Raw genomic sequence first — 20,783 nt, 5'->3', positions numbered from 1 at the left:
CCGGTACGACTGGGGCTGGATCTCTCCGCGCCACGAGCGCAGGAACGCCGAACAGCAGCAGCGTGGATCCGGTCACCGCGTCCCCGCCAGGGGACGCCTGACATGGTGGCATCGCCGGCCTCCACGGCCGGCACCCGACCCGACGGGGCGGCCGTCTCCGACCGCTCCGCCGACGAGCTCCGGCGCTCCGGACCGGGAGCTCGACGGGGACGAGACGACGTGCGTTCCGACGTCGCACGACGCGCCCGCCCAGGGCGTGTGCGGGCGTACAGGCACGAAAGAGACGACCATCAGCACGACGACAGCACCCCGGCCGGTCACGCTCGGTGACTACCGCGACCTCGCTCAGGCCCACCTCGACGGCCTCGCCGACGCGTCGGAGACCGCGGTCCTGCAGGCCCACCACGACGAGTGGGTCGAAGCCCTGCAGTCGCTCCGCCAGGACGTCCAGGCCACGATCGACCGCCTGCGCAAGGAACTGCACGGTCCCGAGCGGGCGCTGGTGCTCGCCGACTTCGAGGACGAGCGTGAGCGGGTCGACGACATGCTCGTCGAGCTCACCGGACGCGATCCGCGCCGCCCGGCCCGGCGCGAGGACCCCGAACGCCAGCAGGAGCCGCCCGCGCCCGTCCGCCCGCCGGTCGTCGGGGTGGCGCAGCTGCAACTGACCTGGGACCGCGGCGACGTGGTGGCCTGGGCAGGCGGGTTCGAGGCCGACAGCGACGACACCGAGTCGCTGCGCACCCGGCTCAAGCAGGTCGGAGCCGGCAGCGACGTGTGGGGGGACCACGAGCCGCTCAAGCTCCCGACCGGTGACCGGGTCGACGCCGTGGCCGCGCCGGTGCGCAGCTCCCTGGGCTGGCTGGTCGCGCTCAACGGCACCCACGACGACGAGGCCCTGGGTGCGTCGGTGACGTGGATGGGGCTGGCCGCCGCGCTGGCGGTGCGTCTGGTCGCCCACGGACGCATGGTCCCCCAGCTGCAGAAGGTCGGTGACGCACCCGCCAACCGGTCGTTCTTCGCCGTTCGCTGGGACGCGACGCTCATCGACCACGACGAGCTCACCGCGCTGGCCCGCTCGATGCCGGGCGTCGTGGCGGCGCTCGACCGTCGCGACCCGCGCGCGATCACCCGCTCGATCGTCGCGACCTTCGTCGACGCGATCTGTCGGGAGGCCGCCTCGCGGGTCGAGGTGCCCGCACCGCCGCCCCAACCGCGCAGCGCCTCCGAGGTCGCCGAGGCCGTCCTGGGACGGCTCGACGGCTCGACGTTCGAGGCGTTGCACCAGCAGGGCAGCGAGATCGCCAAGGGCCTCAAGACCTGGGCCGAGGGTGTCACCGGCGCCCCGAAGGTCGGTCTGACCGTCCAGCTCGACCCGCCCGACGAGGGCGACGCGTGGCTGCTGCGAACGTTGACCTCGGCGGCCGGCCGCAAGGAGGAGCCGGTCGAAGCGGCCATGTCGCGGGCCAAGCACGAACGCAAGGAGACCATCAAGCGCGAGCTCGAGCGCCTCGAGGGTCTCTACGAGCCGCTGGCCCGGGGCAAGGACACCCGTCGCGGCCAGGTGATCCTGTCGCAGGACGAGGCCTGGGACCTGATGGCCCACACCGGTCCGGTGCTGGTCGCGGCCGGCTTCGAGGTGCGGGTCCCGCCGCTGGCCAAGAAGAAGGCGACCCCGTCGCTGCGGGTGACCTCCACCGGTGAGCACGAGACCGCCGTCGGCGCCCAGCAGCTGTCCAGTGTGCGCTGGTCGGCGGTGTTCGACGACGTCGAGCTGACGGCCGACGACATCCAGCGGCTCGCCAAGGAGTCGCGCCCGCTGGTCAAGTCGCACGGCCAGTGGGTCGAGGTCGACCACGCCGACCTCGAGGCGGCCGCCGCCGCGCTCGCCGAGCGGCAGAACCAGACCCGGCTCACCGGCGCGGACATGCTGCGCTACGCGCTCGGGCTCGACGGCACGGCACTGGGCCGGCCGGTGTCGGTCGGCGGCGAGGGTTGGGCGGCCGATCTGCTGCACAGCGCCCGCAACATCCCGGCGCAGCCGCCGACCTCGCCCGAGGGGTTCGAGGGCGAGCTGCGCAGCTACCAGGCCAACGCGCTCGCGTGGCTCGAGTTCCTCGACGAAGCGGGGCTCGGCGGGTGCCTCGCCCTGGACATGGGGCTGGGCAAGACGCCGACGCTGCTCGCCCATCTCCGGCTGTCCCGCGGTGAGGGCCCCGTGCTGGTCATCGCCCCGCCGGCCGTCGTCGGCAACTGGGCCTCCGAAGCGGCCAAGTTCGTCCCCGAACTGCAGGTGCAGGTGCACCACGGCGTCGACCGCACCGAGGGAGCGAAGCTCGCCGAGGTCGTCGCCGACACCGACGTGCTGCTGACCACCTACGGCACCGCCCTGCGCGACGTCGAGGCGCTGGCCGCCATCGCGTGGAACAAGGTCGTGCTCGACGAGGCCCAGGTCATCAAGAACCCGACCTCGGAGACCGCGCAGCAGTTGCGCCGGCTCGAGGCCCGCAACCGGGTCGTGCTCACCGGTACGCCGATCGAGAACGGCCTGGGCGACCTGTGGGCGCTGATGGACTTCATCAACCCGGGGCTGCTCGGTGACCGGGCGACGTTCGTGGCGCAGATGCAGAGGGCGTCCGAGGCCGGCTCGACCGCCGAGTCGGCGCTCAAGACGCTCAACGGCGTGCTGGTGTTCCGTCGCACCAAGGCAGAACCGGTCATCGCCCAGGAGCTGCCCGACCGCATCGACGCACTCGACCACTGCCCGATGACGCCGGAGCAGATCGGCCTGTACCAGGCGGTGCTCGACGAGCTGGTGGCCGAGACCGCCGAGACAGAGCCCGGCGCGCCCAAGAAGAAGGGTGCGGTGCTGGCCGCCATCACCGCGCTGAAGCAGATCTGCAACCACCCGGCCGCCTACACCGGTGACGAGGGCGAGCTCGCGGGACGCTCCGGCAAGCTCACCCGGCTCGAGGAGATCGTCGACAACGTCTTCGAGGCCGGCGAACGGATGCTGATCTTCACCCACTTCGCCAGCTGGGGCGAGCGTCTCGCCGCGCACCTGACGGCCCGCACGGGCGTGCCGATCGCCTGTTACCACGGTGGGCTCGCCCGCGGCCGGCGCGACCGGTTGGTCACCGAGTTCCAGGCCGAGACCGGCCCGGGCGCGATGGTGCTCTCGCTCAAGGCCGGCGGCACCGGACTGAACCTCACCGCCGCGAGCCACGTGGTGCTCTACGACCGCTGGTGGAACCCGGCGGTCGAGGACCAGGCCCGTGACCGGGTGTGGCGCATCGGCCAGACCCGCACCGTGGTGGCCCACCGCCTGGTGTGTCCGGGCACCGTCGACGAGCGGGTCGAGGAGGTCGTGTCCGGCAAGCGCCAGATCGCCGACCTCGTGCTGCCGAAGTCCAGTTCGGTCGACGACCTCGACTCCGAGCAGCTGCGCCGGGCGCTGGGACTGGACACCGCCGCGGTGCTCACCGACGAGACCACCGCGCTGGTGACCACCGACGCAGGAGGACAGGCATGAGTGCGGCCCGCAACAATCCCGAGGGCTCCGGTCGCCGCTCGTCGCGCAACCGACGCGGCCGCAACCGCGGGAGCAATCCGCCGGCCGCGAAGGACGAGCGCCGTTCCGGCCAACGCGGCGGTCAGAGCAGCGGCAGCGGCGGCAACCCGGGCGGGAACAAGTCGAGCCGTGGCAGCAACCGGCGCAACCGGGGACGCAGCCGCAACCAGCCCGACCCGGTCGCGCTGTGGGGGGACCCGGCGCAACTGCCGGAGACCGAGACCGGCGTGCACATCACCGACGACCCGGCTGCGGTGCCGCGTTCGCTGGGCACGCCGCCCCTCCCCGGCCACGAGCAGATCGCGGCCAACTACTTCGCGGTGGTCTACGACCGGGCGGTCGCCACCGCCGGTGCCCTGGCCGCGGCCGGCGGCCTGATCGACCCGGACGGCCTCGTCGAGGACGACGAGGACTGACCGGCCCCTGGGCGCTGACAGCACGCTTGCGTCCAGAAGCTCAGGTCGGCGGCCGGCGGCGTCGACACTCCGGATCGACGGCCGGACCTCGGTGGTGCGGCCACGACCCCGTGGGGCCGCGCCATGCTCCTTCCTCCTCGTGTCCGCCGGCGTGGTATCGCCGCCCTCCTCGCCGCTGCTCTCGCGGTGACGAGCTTCGCCTCGCCGGTGCTGGCGCAGCCCGACGTCGACGGCGCCTCCGGCGTCGGCGACGTCCCGAAGCTCGGCATCGAGCTCCCCGAGCGCCCGTCGGCCGCACGCCTGCGCGAGCTGCGCGCGTCGGCTTCGACCACCCGCCACGCGACGGCGCAGGCGCCGGACCCGACCGACGCGTCCGCGGCCAACCTCCGCGGCCGGGCGCACGTGTACAACGACTACTGCGGTGACTCCGCGTCGTCACGGATGGACCTGCGCACGGCGGAGATCCGTGACTACGGGGTGTCCGTGCCGGGGTTGCTCGGCTTCGCCTTCACCACCTGCCGTGCGATCTCCCGCGCCGACCTGACCGGCGGCGTGACCCTGTTCCTGACGACCTCGGCCGGCCGGGACTTCTTCGTCGACGTCCTCGAGTTCGAGGGCCGACTTGTCGGGGTCGTGGTGGACCTGGACCTCGGCCAGGTGGTCTTCCGTGGCGACGCCCACCTATCCAGCGATGGCCATGGGGCCGAATTCGCGTTCCCGGGAGCGCGCCTGGGATCGCCGAGCGCGATCGCGTTCGAGGTCGTCGCCTTCGACGACGCCACGGTCGAACTCGACTGGATGCCGGAGGAGGGCGAACGCGTCGGCCTCTGGCCCGTGGAATCCTGCCAGTTCGTCGACTTCGCGACCCGGACCGTCGTCGCCGAACCCGGCGCGCTGCCGTTGGCGCTGGCCGCCGCGGAGGCCGCCGGCCTCGTCCCCACCTCGGTGCACGAGGCGTCGGGCCGCTTCGACGTGGTCCTCGACGTCGACGGGACCGACGCGGCGCTGCGGACGTTGCCCGGGGTCGCCGACGTCGAGGCGACCGAGCTGCTCGAACAGGCGGCGTTCGACGCCGGCGCGGACGCGGGCACCGTCACGGCCGCCGACGCCGGTGCCTGGTGGCGCGCGCAGGTGCGTGCCCCCTCGCCCACCGGCGCCGTCACCGGTGCCGGGGTCACGATCGGCGTCATCGACGACGGTGTCGACGGCTCACGCCCCGAGTTCGGTGGCCGGGTCGACGTCGGCCGCGACCTGGTGGCCGGCCGTCCCCTCGCCGCGAACGCCAACTCCGACCGCGGTGGGCACGGCACGTTCGTGGCCGGGGTCGCCGCCGCCTCGCCGACCGCGCGGGTGACCGGCATCGCGCCGGGTGCCCGCATCCGTCCGTATCAGGTGTTCGACTTCGCCGGCTGCGCGAGCCCGACCGCGGTCGCCGCCGGGATCGACGCCGCCGTCCGCGACGGCGTGCACGTGCTCAACCTGTCGCTCGGTGGGCTCGGCCGCACCCCGCCCCCGATCGCCGAGGCGCTGGTCCGGGCGCAGCAGGCCGCCACCGTCGTGATCGCTGCGGCGGGCAACGACGGGTTGGTCGACCGCCCCGCCTACCCGGCCGAGCACGCGTCCACGATCGCCGTCGGTGCGACCGACGCGTCGGGCGTGCGCACGCCCTACTCCAACCGTGCCTCGTGGCTCGATCTGGTGGCGCCGGGCGGCAACGGCACGACCGAGGCGAGCGGCATCCTCGGGCTCGGCGAACGCGGTGACTACGGGGTCGAGAACGGCACGTCGTTCGCGGCGCCGGTCGTGTCCGGTGCCGCCGCGCTGTACCTGCAGGCCAGCAACCACCGCGTCGCGGACCTGCGCACGAACCTCGGCGCCACCGCGTCGGATCGCGGCGCCCGCGGGCGCGACCCCGAGTACGGGTTCGGCCTGCTCGACGTCGAGAAGTTGCTCACCACCACCCGTGCCCGCCCGGTGGCCAGCGTGCGCGACATCACGGCGACCTGCCGCAACGCGGCCGCCGGTCGGTTCCCCGACGTCGCCCCGACCTCCACGCACGCCCGTGGGGTCGACTGCGTCGCCCATTACGGCATCGCCGGCGGCTACCGGGACGGTGACTACCGCCCGGGTGCCGCGGTCACCCGCGGACAGATGGCGACGTTCGTCGTCAACACCATCGAGCAGAGCGGCGGCACGCTGCCCACACGGCCGTTGCCGCTCACGGACATCGCCGGGCACGCCCACGAGGCGTCGATCCGCAAGCTCGCCTCGGCCGGGATCGTCTCCGGCTACGCCGACGACAGCTACCGCCCGAATGCCTCCGTCACGCGGGCACAGATGGCGACGTTCCTGGTCAAGGCGCTGGAGTACCGCACGGACCGGACGCTGACGGTGGCCGAGGCCGGGTACTTCTCCGACGTGACGGGCGCCCACCAGTCCAACGTCGACAAGGCGGCGGCGGCCGGGCTCACCGGCGGCAGCAACACCGGCCAGTACCTCCCCGCCGGCCAGGTGACCCGCGGCCAGATGGGATCGTTCCTCGCCCGCACCGTGGCCTACCTCGTCGACCACGGTCACACCCGGCCCCGTTGAGTCGCGCACGCCCCCGGGTACGGTCGCGTTCCGACGTCGACCGCCCGGGGGCCTTGCCGTGGCAGCGCAGACCTGTGCGCAGTGTGCGGCGAGCTGGCCGCGCCGCAGCCGCTGGTGCGGGCACTGCGGTACCCCCCTGCCGGCCGTGGCCAGCGCCGACCGGGGCGACCGGAGGCAGGCCCGCCGGCCCCGGCCCGCAGGCCCTGCGGTGCTGGCCGTGCTCGCCGTCGCAGTGGTCGCGGCAGGCCTGGCCACGCTGGCCCGGCTCCCGGCCCCGGACCTCACGCCGCCCGGGTCCGCACGGGACCTCGATGTGGAGCTGCCCGCCGATGCCCGCCCGGGACCCACGACCGACGACGACGCTGGCGGCGGGAACGGGTCGGACGGTACGACCGGGGACGGCGACCGGGCGCCGACCCCGTGCTTCCCGGGCGGCTGTCCCGTGTGGGTGGCCGACGAGGTCGACCACCGCAACGTCTGGGTCGGCGACGACCTGGCCGTGCACGCCGGCAGGAGCGGACTGCTCGGCATCGACCTCGACACCGGAGCGGTCCGTTGGCGACGGCCGGGTGGCGACGCCACGGCGGCATTCCCCTGGCACTACGCCGTGCAGGCAGCCGTGGACCGGGACGGCGTCGCCGTGGTCGACGACAGGGTGCTGCGGGTCCACGACCCGCTCGACGGTCGTCCCCGCGGCGAGCTGGTGCTGCCCTTCGAGCGACTCCACGACCTGCGTTGGAGCGAAGGGGTGTTGCAGGTCACCGGCGGTGGATGGCAGGCGGCCGGCCCGGACGTGTTGCTGTTCGTGTCCGCGGACGCGACCTTGCAGCACGCCGAGGAAGGCCTCGACGGTGTCGCGTTGCTCGACGAGGACACGCTGCTGACCCTCGACGGGGACCGGCAGCGGCTGCGTCTTCGGGGGGCGTCCGACGGTGCCGTGCGCTGGGAGTCGGCGGGCCGGTCCGTGTGGGCCACGGTGGGTGCGACGGTCGTGCACGCGATCGACGACGACGGTGCGGTGACTTCCGTGGATCGTGCCACCGGTGCGCAGCTCGCCACGACCGGCGTCGAGGGCCACGACCGGCCGGAGCCACTCGACGACTGGCTGCTGGTGCGCACCGACGAGGGTCGCACGTTGGTCGACCCACGCGCCGGCAGCGAACCGGTGCGGCTCCCGCCGGCACCCCGCCGTACCCCGGGCGCCGCGGTCGCGGTGCAGGACCGGGTGGTGTTCGCCGAGGTGACCGCCGGCGGCGACCTGGCCGTGGTGGCGGCGGACCGCGACGGTGGTGGCGCCAGCGAGCTGCTCGTCGCCGGCGACGACCTCGATGCGCGCTCGCGGGTCGAGGATCACGTCCTGCAGGTCCCCGACGCCCCCTCGGACGTGGTCGACGTCGTCCTCGGCGGCGGGCGCGTCCTCGTACGGCTGTCCGTCGACCCGCTCGAGGTGGTCGCGGTGGATCGGCGGGAGCTCCCCACCGGCGCGCAGGTCGCCTGGCACGACGGCGTGACGCTGGTCCGGCATGCGGGCGTGACCCGGGTCCTGGGGACGGCCGGGTCGGTCGAGCTGCCCGGAACCGTCGAGGTCGCCGCCACCGACCCCCTGCTGCTGCACGGCTCGCCCGGTCTGCTCCGCCTCGACCGTCGCACCCTGTTCGACACGGCCGGCTGACGTCCGGCACGACGGACGACACCACGCTCACCGGACGGCGAGGGCGGCGGCGACGTCGGTGACCAGGCCGGCGACGACCTCCTCGCCGGCGTGCGGCCGGGAGGTCGCCTCGTCGAGGTAGGTGTCGCGGCGAATCTCGAGCATCACCGACACGATCCGGGGGTCGCCCAGGTGCGCCGTGGGAACGAACGTGCCCGCGAAGGGCTCGTCGGCGGTGGTCGCGAGCCCGGCCGCCGCCGCCAGGTCCTCGACCGTGCCACGGACGTCGGGTGGTGTGTGGTCCGGTGTCGTCCCCACGCACAGCGGCGGTCGGGCGGCCTCCCCGTGCCGCTCGTAGGGCAACGCCACGGAAGGGTACGAGTGCACGTCGACGATCACGCAGCGCCCGAAGGCGGCCAACGTCGCGTCGACGAGCGCGGTCAGCGCCACGTGGTACGGACGGAACCAGCGGTCGAGCAGCAATTCGCGGCGCGCGGCGTCGGGCCACCGCAGCGGCCGGAGATCGCTGGTGGCGGTGTAGACGGCGCCCATGCCCACCGCCTCCATCTCCTCGAGATCCGGATCGAGGAAGCGTTCGGGATCGACGACCAGTCGGGAGCAGCGGTTGACGAACCGGGTGGCGCCGACCGAGGCCGTCCCGGCCGCCAGGACGTCGGTGCGGTGATCGGTCATGCGGCGCACTTCCTCGACGAGGGCGGCGTCGTCGAGCAGCAGCTCGTCGCGGACGTCGGCCGGGAGCTCGGTGCCGGCGTGCGGGACGTGGACGACCACCGGCGTGACTGCCACGTCCGGGCGCAGGACCGCGAAACCGTTCATGCCGCTCACCTGTCGCGTCGGCCGCCTGGGAGGCGGTGCACTCTACGGGTGCGTGCGTCAGGACCGGCGTCGCGCGCGCCGGGGCGCCTTCGGCGCTGAAGGGCTCCTGAGTGCCTGAATTCGGCCTGAGTCGCCTTCCCTCCCGACGGCGGTGGCCGCCCCGTACGGGCGCGCGAGGTGCCCCGGTCGGGCGTCGTGACCGCCCCGTCCTTCGACCCCACCCGCGGCCCGGGCCCCCTCCCGCGGCACCGTAGCTTGGAGCCATACCAAGACCTCGAACACGGATGGAACCGCTTCATGCAGATCCGACGACTGACTGCGATCGCCGCGGCTGGTGCCCTGGCCTTCGGTGCCGTCGCCTGTGAGGACGACACCGGCACGGACACCACCGACACCACGACCGACACCACGACCGACACCACCGACGACGGTCTCACCGACAACGGCGACGACGGTCTCACCGACAACGGTGACGACGGTCTCACCGACAACGGTGACGACAACGGCCTCACCGACGACAACGGTGACGACGGCCTCACCGACAACGGTGACGACAACGGCCTCACCGACGACAACGGTGACGACGGTCTCACCGACAACGGTGACGACAACGGCCTGACCGACGACAACGGCCTCACCGACAACGGTGACGACAACGGCCTCACCGACGACAACGGCTGAGTCGCTCCCCGCATCGCCATCCCGGCCGCTCCGCACCTCGGAGCGGCCGGTGGTGTATCCGGTTGCTCTCCCTACCGTGACGGCGCGGGATCGAGCCGTGGATCGAGCGCCGTGAGGACGTAGATTCCCTCCTCGCGCCACATCGCGATCACGCCGGGCCGGTCGTCGACGGCGAGACGGACGTCGTAGACCGGGGCGATCCGATCGCGGTAGCACTCCCGCTTCACCACCGTGTCGGGGCGACGGTCACCTCGGCGGCGCATCAGCAACCGGTCGTAGGGCACGTCGTGGTCCGCGAGCCAGCGCCGGATCACGGCCTCGTGCTCGTCAGGGCGCCCGGTGAGCAGCACGACCGCCGCATGATTGGCGACCCAGCCGACGAGGTCGACCAGCGCTCGCACCGGCGCGTCACGGGACATGCCGGCGAAGAACGCCGGCCAGTCCTTGCGTCCCGGCCCCGCCAGGTGGTGCTCGCGCCAGGCCGCGGAGGTCAGCGTGCCGTCGAGGTCGACGACGACGGCGGGAGGCCGGCCGGCACGGTGGTCCGCCGCGACGTTCGCTGGTGGTGCCGGGAGCGCGACGGGCACTCGACGGACCACGGTGGCGGCATCGACGGCGTCGGCCGACGACAGCACGTGCACGACGGCGAACGCCTCGTCGGTGAGCCCCGGCACCTGCCGCGCGAAGGTGGCGTGCTGGCGTTCGACCACGTCGGCGGCGACCGGGCGCTCCCGACGTGCCGCCGCACGTCGCCGGCAGATCTCCAGTGGCAGGTCGAGGGCGATGAGCGCGGCCGGCAGGTCGTGCCGCCGCGCCGTGCCGAGCAGACGGGCCCGCTCCCGTCGGGTCGTGTTGGTCGCGTCGACCACGGTGAAGCGGCGTCGGCGCGCCCGCTTGTCGAGCAGGAACCGGAGCAGACCGAACGCGTCGGCCGTCGCTCCCTGGTCGTCGGCGTCACCGGAGACGAGCTCGCGGGCGTGATCGGACGAGACGACGTCGGCGGCGGCGAAGTGGCGGGCGGCGAAGCTCGACTTGCCGCAGCCGGCCGGGCCGGCCAGGACCACCAGTCCTGGATCGGGGACCTCGAGCACGGGTCGAGCAGAAGACACGGGACCTCCGAGGCGCTCGTCGTCGACGGTCCGGCCAGGATCGGCCAGCACCCGCGGTTGCTGGTGCCCGGGTGGCCCGGCCGGACGGGCACACCACGGCCAGGGCGGTCCCCTTCGACCGGAGCCGGCCGACAGACAGCCGGGGCACCGACGTGCTGCCCTGGGGCGCCGTGGGCAGCGTGTGCCGCCAGGACGACAGCTCCGCCGAGACCGAACAGGACGTCGATGGCCTGGTACGACCTGCAGACCGCCTTCACCCTCGACGCGCCCTCCGAGCGGGTCTTCGCCGTCCTGGTCGAGCCGTACGACTTCCTGGCCGGCTGGGACCGGGTGTCCGACGTCGAACAGCTCGTCGCCGGTGACGTGGACGGTGTCGGTGCCGTGCACCGCGGCACCGTTCGCGCCGCCCTGCCCTACACGCTCACCTGGCAGATGACCACCGTGCGGGCCGAGTGGCCCTGCCTGCTGGAGTGGGAGGCGCGCGGTGACCTCGAGGGGCACGGCCTGTGGCGCATGTGGGACGACGGCGAGCAGACCGCCATCCGCTTCCGGTGGCAGGTCCGCACCACGCCCGCGTGGATGAACCTGCTGGCGCCGATCGGCCGACCGGTGCTGCGCTGGAGCCACGACCGGGCGATGTCGGCCGGCGCCTGCGCGCTGGCGGACTACCTGGGCGCGTCGGTGTCGGACGTCTCGGCCTGGTGAGCCGCCAACAGGGCGAGCACTTCCTCGTCGCTGGTCTGGGCGAAGTCGGTGTACCACTGCCCCACCGCACGGAAGGCGTCGGGCACGACCGGACACACCACCTCGTCGACCTCCTCGGCCAGCGCACGGACACCGGAGGCCGCGCCGACCGGGACGGCCAGGACGAGCCGTGCCGGTCGACCGGCGCGCACCGCTCGGCAGGCGGCGACGGCGGTCGCGCCGGTCGCGAGCCCGTCGTCGACCACCACCACGCTCCGACCGGTCAACGGTGGCAGCGGCCGTCCCTGTCGATAGCGGTGGACGCGCCGCTCGAGCTCCCGCCGCTCGGTCGCCTCGACCGCGGCGAGCGCGCCCTCGTCGAGGCGCAGCCGTTCGACCATGGTGGCGTCCAGGACACGCACGTCCGGTTCGGCGATGGCGCCGATGGCGAGCTCCGGCTGCGAGGGAGCACCGAGCTTGCGTACGACGACGACGTCGAGCGGCGCGTCGAGCGCGGCCGCGACGGGTGCAGCGATTGGCACCCCGCCGCGCGGCAGTGCCAGCACGACCGGGTCGTCGAGCTCCCGGGCGCGCAGGAGGTCGGCCAGCCGGTGGCCGGCGTCGGTCCGGTCGGCGAAGTGCACGATTCTGCTCCCGTTCGCGAGCTGGTCCTCCGGCGCCCGCCGGCTCGCCGCCGGGCGGGTCCCCACCGTGCGCGACGGTGCGCCACGACGCAAGCCGGCTGCCCGGAGCGCGGCCACGGGGCCTCGACACGGCGCTACAGCCAGCCGCTGCGCTTGAACAGGCGGTACAGGGCCAGGCAGATCGTCGCCATGGCCACCAGCACGGCGTGATCGCCGTACCTCCAGGTGAGTTCGGGCATGTGCGCGAAGTTCCTGCCGGAGACGCCGTCGACGAAGCGGGCCACGGCGAGTCCCACCGGAGGTCAGTCCTGCCCGTCGCCGTCCGACCCGGCGGAGGCGGGCAGTGCGCGGCTGCGCTGGGCGACGCCGGGAGCGCCGTAGGGGTAGTCGGCGACCGGCGGTGCGCTGACCCCGTCGAGCCGCGCCATCTCGTCGTCGTCGAGCCGCAGCCCGGCCGCCGCGAGGTTGTCGTCGAGCTGCTCGGTGGTGCGGGCACCGAGGATGACGGAGGTGACCATCGGGCGCTGGGCGACCCAGGCCAGCGCCACCTGCGCCATGCTCACCCCGCGGTCCTCGGCAATGGCCCGGACCACGTCGATGGTGTCCCACGTGCGATCGAGCGCCGAGCGACGGCTGTAGGCCTCCATGCCGCGTTCGGGGTCCTCCCCGAGGCGGGTGACACCCGACGGCGTCTCGTCACGGGAGTACTTGCCGGTCAGCCATCCACCGCCCAGCGGCGACCACGGCAGCAGTCCGAGGCCGTTGTCCTCGCAGGCGGGCACGATCTCCCACTCGATCTCGCGGACCAGCAGGTTGTACTGCGGCTGCAGGGTGACCGGGACGGACCAGCCGCGGAACTCGCAGCGGTCGACGACCTTCTGCAGCTGCCAGCCGGTGTAGTTCGACAGCCCGACGTAGCGGATCTTGCCGGCGCGCACCGCGTCGTCGAGGAAGCGGAAGGTCTCCTCGATCGGCGTCAACGGATCGAAGCTGTGGACCTGGTAGAGGTCGATGGTGTCCACGCCCAGCCGGTGCAGCGAGGCATCGAGTGCTCGACCGAGGTGACGTGCCGACAGACCGAGGTCGTTGACGTCCTCACCGGTCGGGAACCGGCCCTTGGAGGCGATGACCATCGCGTCGCGCACGCGGGCGGGTCGGTCGGCGAGCCAGCGCCCGATGATCTCCTCCGACACCGTGCCGCTGTAGACGTCGGCGGTGTCGATCAGGTTCCCGCCGGCGTCCGCGTAACGGTCGAGCTGTTCGTGGGCACCGGTCTCGTCGGTCTCCTGCCCGAAGGTCATGGTGCCCAGGGCGAGGTGCGAGACGACGCAGCCGCTGCGGCCGAGCGTGCGGTACTCCACGGGAACTCCTGTCGCGGGGGCGGGATCGGGAGCGAGACCGCGACGCTACCGTTCGCGCGCACCACCGAAAACCGCCCGCAGACCTCGGAAGCGCCGCGTGGACCAGTGGGTGGGCGTCGACGTCGGCGCGAGGCGCAAGGGTTTCCACCTCGCGGCCGTGGACGCCGAGGGGGTCGTGTGGCTGGCGGGGGCGTCGGGTACCGCGGCGGTGACCGACGCCGGGTCCTGGATCGCCGGGCGCGCCCCGCGCGGGTCGGCGTCGACGCGCCGCCGGCGTGGGCGCCGGGTGGCGCAGCCGCCCGGCCCGACGAGGTCGCCTTCGCCCGGGCCGGGGTGTGCGCGATCCGCTTCACGCCCGACGCCGCCACCGCGGCCGCCCGCACCGACGGCTACTACGCCTGGATCGAGCACGGCCTGGAACTGTGGGAAGCACTGCGTCGGGACGGGATCGAATCGGTGGAGGTGTTCCCGACCGCGTCGTGGACGTGCTGGCTGGGCCCCCGGGACGGGCGCAGCCGGGCAGCCTGGACCGCCGCCGGCGTCACCGCGCTGTACGACGCCGGGGTGGTGCGGGGCGAGCGGCCCGGCAACCAGGACGAGTGCGATGCCCTCGCCGCGGCCCTGACCGCCCGTCTCGCCGACGCGCCCGGCACCCGACGTTTCGGTCCCCTGGTCGTCCCGCCGACCGGCGCGCCCTGGTGTCCGGCGCGCCCTGGTGACCGACGCAGGTGCTGCTGCGCCGTTCGTGGCCGCTGCCGACGTCGGAGCCGACCACCGGTCGTCACCGTCGGCGAGGTTCCCACGGGGCGTGGCACCCTGGCTCGCCGGGTACCGGACGGAAACCGCCCGCGGCATCGGAGACACGACACTGGACGGTCCAGAGGAACTGGTGGACGCCTATCTCGCGGCAATCGTCGAGGTGGACCTCGACCGTCGTCGACTCGTGGTCGAGCCGGCGCCGGCAGACACCGTCGAGGGCTCGTTCCCGGACGGCTGCGCGCACCTGCACGTGATGACGGCACACAACCCCCGCTCACGGGTCCTGCCGGCGGCCGAGAACGCCGCTCGCAACCGGCGCCTGGCCGGCGACCTCCTCGCCGCCGGCCTCGACCACCATCCTGCGCTCGGTCGCTCCCCCGACGGGACCTGGCGCGAGCCGTCCTACGCGCTCGTGGACGTCGACGAGGCGGTGGTCCTCGACCTCGCCGACCGGTTCGGGCAGCACGCGGTCTACCGATGGACCCCGCACGAGCGGGCCGTGGTGTGGACCGGCGCCCAGCGGGGCCGTGTCGACCGCCAGGGGTGGCGACAGCGCTGAGGCGACGTGCGGCAGGTGGTCGCCTCGACGGCCGACGCTCGACGCCGCACCGAAGGCGCCGACGAACTGGGATACAGTGACGTATCCCAAGCCGACTCGCCGGCTGCCTCCTCTCTCCTCCAGGTTCCTTGCGCATGCCTCCTGCCGAGATGCCGCGCGGCCGTGCCCACGCACGCCGCGCATCACGCCGTCGCCCCACGCGCACGTCCGTGGCCGCCACCACCATCGGTGCCCTCGCCCTCGCCGGGGTGACCGGGGTGGCGGTCGGCGCGCGTGCGCTCCCCGCCTTCGCCTGCGAGGACGTTGGCGACCGTCCCGCGGCCGCCCTGGTCACCGCTCGCCTCGCCGACGACGGCGAGGTGCTCGAGACCAGTCGCCAGCTCGTCGTCGACGGCGTCGCCTGCGACCTCGACGGCACCGACGAGCCGAACCTGTCGGTCGCGGCCAGCGTCCTGCACCAGGCCGCCGACGGCACGTCGTTGGAGGCCAACCAGCTCGAGCAGCAGACCGAACCGGTCACCACGCTCGTCGCCGTGCGCGACACGACCGCCCGGCGAGCCACCGTTCCCGTCGACGGCCCGCAGGGTCTCGAGGAGCGCTCGGTGCGCCTGGGGGTGCCGCAGCTGGTGACGGTCACGCTGCGCTACCCGGGTTCGTGGGAGGTCACCGCCCCGTCGGCCAACGGGGTGGCCGTGCGGGTCACCGAGCAGGAGATCGAGGTCAGCACCACCGACCTGCTGTTCCCGCCGTTGACGGGCACCGAGCTGGCCCTCCAGGTCGGGGCGGTGCCGGGCGCCGGTACCCCTGACGTGCGCGTGGAGGCCACGCCCCTGTCCGACGACGCCGAGGTCGACCTCAGCGAGGAGTTGCTCGATCGCGACAGCGCCGCCGTGCTGGCCGCCCTGTCCAGCCTCACCGGCGACGGCGCCGAGGCCCTGGTCGAGGGCGCCGACGGCCTGGCCGAGGGCGGCGACGCCCTCGCCGAGGGGGCCGACGAACTGGCCGGCGGGCTGGACGAGCTCGCCGACGGGGTCGGACAGCTCGACGCTGGCCTGGACGAGCTCGCCGACGGCTCGCAGGAACTGGCCGGCGGCGGCGCGGAACTGGCCGCCGGCAATGCCCAGCTCGCCGCCGGCAGTGCCGAGCTGGCCGACGGCACCGCGCAGCTGGCCGCCGGACTGCCGCAGCTCGCGCAGGGAGCACAGGCGGTCGCCGCCGGCACCCGGGAGCTGGCCGACCAGCTGGGCACCGCGGCCGCGGGCGCCGACGACCTGGCCGACGGGGGCCGGGAACTGGCCGTCGGCGCCCGTCAGCTGGCCGAGGGCACCGGTGAACTCGCTGCCGGCGCCGTCGAACTGCGCGACGGCCTGCGCGAGGCGGTCGGGAAGCAGCTGCCAGCCGACGTCCTCGCCGAACTCCCGCCGGAGCTGCTGGCCGAACTCCCGCCGGAGGTGCTCGACGGCCTCGAGCACGCCGGCGCGGCCGTGGAGGGCGTCCTGGCCTTCGCCGACGGACTGGTCGCCAACTTCACCGAGCTGGCCGCCGGCGCCGACGCGGTGGCCGACGGCGTCGATGCGCTGGCCACCGGCAACCGGGAACTCGCCGCCGGGCTCGGCGCCGCGACCCAGGGCACCGGCGCGCTCGCCGACGGCGCCGGACAACTCGCCGACGGGATCGACGAGCTCGCCGGTGGCGCCGGACAACTCGCCGCCGGGGTCGACGAGCTCGCCGGTGGTGCCGGACAACTGGCGGCCGGCAGTGCCGGACTCGCCGACGGCCTGGCCGGCTTCGCCGCCGGCACCGGGGCCCTCAACGACGGCTCGGGGCAGCTCGCCGACGGCGCGGTCGGGGCCGCCGACGGCGCCGGCGAGTTCGCCGACGGACTGGGCGAGTTCGCCGACGGGCTGGGCGAGTTCGCCGACGGTGCCGCGGAGCTGCCCGAGGCCGTGGACGAGATCGTCGCCACCGCCGACCGCGCCGGTCAGCGCAGCGCCGCGACCAACGCCCTGCTGGTCGAGGGACGCCTGCGGGCCGATGCCCTGACCGGCGACGACGCCGACGCCGTCTCCTACGCCCTGGCCCATGCGGGCGAGCGTCCCGGATCACCGTGGTGGTGGGGGCTGCTGGCCGCCGTGGTGGCCGCCGGTGCCGGTGGCGCCTGGTTCTGGCAGCGCAGGAGCCGGGCATGAGCGCCGACACCACCGACGGCCACGGCGCGGGCCGTCGCCGCCGCACCCGTGCCGAGCAGCAGGCCGAGACCCGCGCGCGCCTGATCGAGGCCGCCGCCGAGGTCTTCGCCTCGCACGGCTTCGAGGGTGCCTCGATCGACCTGATCACCGAGCGTGCCGGCTACTCACGGGGCGCGTTCTACTCCAACTTCTCCGACAAGGCGGAGCTGTTGCTGGAGCTGTCGGCGGTCCGCATGGGCGACTTCGCCCGCGTGCTGCCCGACATCCTCGCCGCCTCCGACGAGGACCGCATCGGTGAGGCCGCCCGGTGGCTCACCGATCAGCCCCCGCACACCGAGGTGCTGCTGCTGGTCGAGCTCGCGCGGTTGCGCGACGAGCACACCGACGCCCAGCAGCTGCTCGCCCGGCTGACGGACTCGACCCTGGGCTTCGTCGACGACGTGCTCGACGAGGCCGACGAGACGCTCGCCACGCCGGCGGCGCACGACCGGCTGCGCCTGACGCGGGCCATCCTCGCCGCCATCACCGGCGCACAGCTGCTGCGCCACCTCGGTGTCGAGATGGACGCGCGGACCATGGAACTGTTGTTGGCCGGGGTACTGCGGTCCCCCGTGCTCACGGAGGAAACCGTCTCGTGAGTCGTGTCCTGGACCTGCTGGCGCGGATCGCGATCCGCGTCCCGGCCCTCACCCTGCTCGGCCTGCTCGCCGCCACGGTCGGCCTCGGGGCCGCTGCCGCGACCCTCGAGGTCGACACCGGCATGGACTCGTTCGCGCCGGAGGGCGGCGCCGCGGCCACCCTCGACGCGATCGAGGAACGCTTCGGCACGGTCGCCAGCGTCCAGCTGCTGGTCGACGACGGTCCGCAGGGCAACGTGCTGGACCGCACCGGCCTCCAGGTCGCCCAGCGACTCGAGGACGCCCTCGCCGGTGACACGACCGTGGCCGCGGCGTTCGCCCCGTCCCGCTCCGACGAACCGGCCGTCATCACCTGGGGCCTGCCGTTCCTCGCCGGCCTCGAGAACGGCGCGTCCGACCTCGACGACTTCGACGACGGCACCCTGCAGGTGTTCGTCGACACCGTCGCCGAGCAGGCCGGCGACCAGATCGAGGGACTGCTCAGCGACGACCTCGAGACCGATCCCGCCCGCGCACGCAGCGGCCTGGTACAGGTGGAACTCGACACCGCCGCGCCCTACGAGGTCCGCGCGGAGGCGTCGCGTGCCATCGAGCGGGTCGCCGCGGAGACCGACACCGCCGACCTGCGCGTGTCGGTGCTGTCGATGACCGCCATCGAGGACGGCATCGCGGGCGCACTCGAGCGCGACCTGCCGGTGCTGCTCGGCACCTCGCTGCTGCTCGTGCTGGGCGTGCTCGCCTGGCTGTTCCGGTCGGTGTCCGACGTCGTGGTCGGGTTCACCGGCCTGATCGCGTCCATCGTGTGGATGGCCGGCTTCGGCGCGCTGCTCGGCCCGGAGTTCCTCGGGCTCATCGGACCGATGAACCAGATCTCCATCGCCGTGCCGGTCCTGCTCGTCGGGCTGGGCATCGACTACTCGGTACACCTCACCTCGCGCTACCGCGAACAGCGGGCCCATGGCGACCGCCCCGACGACGCCGCCCGCGTCGCGCTGCGCACGGTCGGGGTCGCCCTGGTGCTGGCCACCGTCGCCTCGGTCGCCGGGTTCCTGGCCAACATCGTCACGCCGCTGCCGCCGATCGCCGATTTCGGCGTGCTCGCCGCGGTCGGCATCGTGTCCGCATTCGTCATCCTCGGGGCGTTCGTCCCTGCGACCCGGGTGCTGCTCGACCGTCGCCACGACGCCGCCGGCGAGGCCGACGAGACCGGGGCCGCCGCCAAGCGCGTCGCTGGCACCGACCCCCGCTGGGTGCAGCTGACCACCCACCTCGCCACCCGGCACATCACGCCGGTCCTCGCCGTCACGGCCGTGCTGCTGGTCGCCGGTGGGGTCGCCGCCACGGGGCTGTCGACCGAGTTCGACGACCGCGACTTCCTGCCCGAGGGCGACCCGGTCATCGTCGTGCTCGACCGGCTCGAGGCGCAGTTCGGCGGTGACGTCAGCGAGCGCACCTACGTGCTCGTCGACGGTGATCCGAGCGATCCGGAGCTGCTCGCCACGGTTGCGGCCTTCGAGAACCGACTCGCGGACGTCGACGACGTGCGCACCGCCGGCAACCGGGCCCAGGTGCAGTCACCGTTCCGCTTCGTCGACCAGCTCGGCGAGCAGGCCGAGGGGGCGCGCGACCGGATCGCCGACGAGCTCGACGACTGGCGCGACCCACAGGCTGCCGCCGCCCGCATCGAGTTGCCCGACACCATCGACCCCGAGCTCGTCGAGGGCCAGGACGATGCGGCGGTCGAGCTCCCCCAGGACCTGATCGACGCTCTGCGGCCGCGCCTGCCGGCCGACCGTGCCCCGACCGCGGCGATGATCGCGACCTCCGACCAGGACGAACTGCGCCGGCAGATCCGCGACGCCCTGGCCGACGACATCGCCGCGGAGCGTCCCGACGCGCTCGACGACGCGACGCTGGCCGAGCTCGCCGAGCGGGACGCGTCGGAGCTCACCCTGGGTGCGCTGGCCGACGCCGGCTACCCACTGGACCGCCTCGACGCGGACGAACGTCGACAGCTCGAACTGCTCGAAGACCTCGAGGCCGCCGGCTGGGAGGCACCCGCGGGAGGCGAACGTCCCGTCGACGGCCCGTCGCTGCGGTCCCAGCTCGACGTCGTCGCCACCTACGAGCCCGAGGACCTGGGCCGGCTGATGGACGCCGACGGCGTGGTCCTGATCGTGTCGACCGCCGCCGGTTCCGAGGGCGCCGAGGCACTGGCCGACGACCTGCGCGACGCCGCCGAGCCGATGCAGGACGCCGGTGGCGAGGTCACGGTCGTCTCCAATCCACTGATGCAGGCCGAGATCATCGAGTCGCTGTCGGCCGCGCAGCTGTGGGCGATCCTCATCAGCCTCGCCGCCGCCGCGGTGCTGCTGGTGACGGCGACCCTGTTCAGCTCGCGAAGCGTGATGCTGGGCCTGATCGGCATCGTGCCCTCCACCGTGGCGCTGGTGCTGGTGCTCGGGGCGATGTACCCGCTGGGGCTCGCGTTCAACGCGCTCACCGCCACCGTCGCCTCGATCGCGGTCGGCATCGGCGTGCCCTACGGCATCCACCTGATCAACCGCTTCCGTGAGGCCCGCGAGGAAGGTCTGGCCCCCGACGATGCCGTGACCGACACGCTGCGCAACACCGGTGCCGCGCTGATCGGGTCGGCCGTGACGACGGGACTGGCGTTCGCGGTGCTGATGCTGTCCGAGTCGACGCCGATCAGCCAGTTCGGGGCCGTCAGCACCATGATGATCGTCTTCGCCGTCCTGGCGTGCCTGTTCGTGCAGCCGGCGCTGCTGGTGCTGTGGGGCCGCCACCACGCGGATCCCGGGGAACCGCCGGTGGAGCGCGACTCGGCGCCCGCGCCGCGGCCCGCCGAGGCGGGCATGGCCTGAGGCTCGTCGCAGCAGCCTGACGTTCGCAGCCGGGCAGGGGCGTGCGCCCCGGTCCTGCCTTTCGGTCGCGTGCCCACGGAGCACCAGCTCGGCGCCCTGTCCACCGGTCATGCCGCGGATGGCCGGCGAAGTGCAGGGCCGTGCGGTGGTCACCCCCAACGCCTGACGCGCGGCTCCTCGGGGCGTTGGTCCCGTGCGGCACCGGGC

15 protein-coding genes are annotated in these 20,783 nt (G+C 73.9%); 10 read left to right on the top strand and 5 right to left on the bottom strand.

All coding sequences use genetic code 11. The annotated features are described in order from the left end of the window. Positions 1-256: 256 nt before the first annotated feature. From ELR47_RS06850 to ELR47_RS06835, 4 genes are all read left to right on the top strand, one after another. On the top strand, positions 257-3,532 hold the full coding sequence (locus ELR47_RS06850; protein WP_130649212.1) for a DEAD/DEAH box helicase: 3,276 nt from the start codon (positions 257-259) through the stop codon (positions 3,530-3,532). Continuing rightward, positions 3,529-3,987 carry a hypothetical protein gene (locus tag ELR47_RS06845; protein ID WP_130649211.1) on the top strand — a complete coding sequence of 153 codons (459 nt, stop codon included), beginning with the start codon at positions 3,529-3,531 and terminating at the stop codon, positions 3,985-3,987. Before ELR47_RS06850 ends, ELR47_RS06845 begins: the two co-directional genes overlap by 4 nt. 123 nt (positions 3,988-4,110) lie before the next feature. After that, positions 4,111-6,579, top strand: coding sequence for a S8 family peptidase (locus tag ELR47_RS06840; RefSeq protein WP_130649210.1), 2,469 nt, complete (start codon positions 4,111-4,113; stop codon positions 6,577-6,579). A gap of 217 nt (positions 6,580-6,796) precedes the next feature. Further along, positions 6,797-8,251, top strand: a complete 1,455-nt coding sequence (locus tag ELR47_RS06835) for a hypothetical protein (RefSeq protein WP_130649209.1) — start codon at positions 6,797-6,799, stop codon at positions 8,249-8,251. A 27-nt stretch (positions 8,252-8,278) separates the two neighbouring features. Here the strand turns inward: ELR47_RS06835 and ELR47_RS06830 are convergent, their stop codons facing one another. Beyond that, positions 8,279-9,067: an N-formylglutamate amidohydrolase gene (locus ELR47_RS06830; RefSeq protein WP_130649208.1), complete on the bottom strand. Its 789-nt coding sequence runs from the start codon at positions 9,065-9,067 to the stop codon at positions 8,279-8,281. Between the two features lie 297 nt (positions 9,068-9,364). Between ELR47_RS06830 and ELR47_RS18235 the strand changes: the two genes are divergently transcribed. Further along, a complete protein-coding gene (locus ELR47_RS18235) occupies positions 9,365-9,748 on the top strand; it encodes a hypothetical protein (protein WP_165403899.1) in 384 nt (127 codons plus the stop codon). A gap of 71 nt (positions 9,749-9,819) precedes the next feature. Here the strand turns inward: ELR47_RS18235 and ELR47_RS06820 are convergent, their stop codons facing one another. Continuing rightward, entirely contained in the window at positions 9,820-10,857 is a 1,038-nt protein-coding gene (locus tag ELR47_RS06820; RefSeq protein ID WP_165403898.1) for an AAA family ATPase, read from the bottom strand. A 225-nt stretch (positions 10,858-11,082) separates the two neighbouring features. On the opposite strand from ELR47_RS06820, the gene ELR47_RS06815 reads away from it, so the two are divergent. Then, positions 11,083-11,562 (top strand): SRPBCC family protein, encoded by a 480-nt coding sequence (locus ELR47_RS06815; protein WP_165403897.1) that lies wholly within the window; start codon positions 11,083-11,085, stop codon positions 11,560-11,562. Here ELR47_RS06815 and ELR47_RS06810 read toward each other — a convergent pair. From ELR47_RS06810 to ELR47_RS06805, 3 genes are all read right to left on the bottom strand, one after another. Beyond that, positions 11,523-12,185, bottom strand: a complete 663-nt coding sequence (locus ELR47_RS06810) for a phosphoribosyltransferase (protein WP_130649205.1) — start codon at positions 12,183-12,185, stop codon at positions 11,523-11,525. The genes ELR47_RS06815 and ELR47_RS06810 overlap by 40 nt on opposite strands. A 134-nt stretch (positions 12,186-12,319) precedes the next feature. Then, positions 12,320-12,481 (bottom strand): CorA family divalent cation transporter, encoded by a 162-nt coding sequence (locus ELR47_RS18230; RefSeq protein WP_165403896.1) that lies wholly within the window; start codon positions 12,479-12,481, stop codon positions 12,320-12,322. Between the two features lie 6 nt (positions 12,482-12,487). After that, entirely contained in the window at positions 12,488-13,546 is a 1,059-nt protein-coding gene (locus tag ELR47_RS06805) for an aldo/keto reductase (protein WP_130649204.1), read from the bottom strand. A gap of 889 nt (positions 13,547-14,435) precedes the next feature. On the opposite strand from ELR47_RS06805, the gene ELR47_RS06800 reads away from it, so the two are divergent. From ELR47_RS06800 to ELR47_RS06785, 4 genes are all read left to right on the top strand, one after another. Continuing rightward, positions 14,436-14,864: a DUF3293 domain-containing protein gene (locus ELR47_RS06800; RefSeq protein ID WP_130649203.1), complete on the top strand. Its 429-nt coding sequence runs from the start codon at positions 14,436-14,438 to the stop codon at positions 14,862-14,864. 209 nt (positions 14,865-15,073) lie between these two features. After that, a complete protein-coding gene (locus ELR47_RS06795) occupies positions 15,074-17,053 on the top strand; it encodes a YhgE/Pip domain-containing protein (RefSeq protein WP_130649202.1) in 1,980 nt (659 codons plus the stop codon). Then, on the top strand, positions 17,050-17,691 hold the full coding sequence (locus ELR47_RS06790; RefSeq protein ID WP_130649201.1) for a TetR/AcrR family transcriptional regulator: 642 nt from the start codon (positions 17,050-17,052) through the stop codon (positions 17,689-17,691). Before ELR47_RS06795 ends, ELR47_RS06790 begins: the two co-directional genes overlap by 4 nt. Then, positions 17,688-20,576, top strand: a complete 2,889-nt coding sequence (locus ELR47_RS06785; protein ID WP_130649200.1) for an efflux RND transporter permease subunit — start codon at positions 17,688-17,690, stop codon at positions 20,574-20,576. Before ELR47_RS06790 ends, ELR47_RS06785 begins: the two co-directional genes overlap by 4 nt. Positions 20,577-20,783 lie beyond the last annotated feature (207 nt).

The organism is Egicoccus halophilus, assembly GCF_004300825.1.
Classification (GTDB): Bacteria; Actinomycetota; Nitriliruptoria; order Nitriliruptorales; family Nitriliruptoraceae; genus Egicoccus; species Egicoccus halophilus.
The sequence above is the reverse complement of the archived record's forward strand: the minus strand, read 5'-3'. Positions and strand labels throughout refer to the sequence as shown.

What these genes read in the sequence shown, in the direction of transcription:
- ELR47_RS06790 (WP_130649201.1), top strand. Translation starts at nt 17,050, where the DNA reads ATGAGCGCCGACACCACCGACGGCCACGGCGCGGGCCGTCGCCGCCGC.
- ELR47_RS06845 (WP_130649211.1), top strand. Translation starts at nt 3,529, where the DNA reads ATGAGTGCGGCCCGCAACAATCCCGAGGGCTCCGGTCGCCGCTCGTCG.
- ELR47_RS18235 (WP_165403899.1), top strand. Translation starts at nt 9,365, where the DNA reads ATGCAGATCCGACGACTGACTGCGATCGCCGCGGCTGGTGCCCTGGCC.
- ELR47_RS06830 (WP_130649208.1), bottom strand. Translation starts at nt 9,067, where the DNA reads ATGAACGGTTTCGCGGTCCTGCGCCCGGACGTGGCAGTCACGCCGGTG.
- ELR47_RS06815 (WP_165403897.1), top strand. Translation starts at nt 11,083, where the DNA reads ATGGCCTGGTACGACCTGCAGACCGCCTTCACCCTCGACGCGCCCTCC.
- ELR47_RS06840 (WP_130649210.1), top strand. Translation starts at nt 4,111, where the DNA reads ATGCTCCTTCCTCCTCGTGTCCGCCGGCGTGGTATCGCCGCCCTCCTC.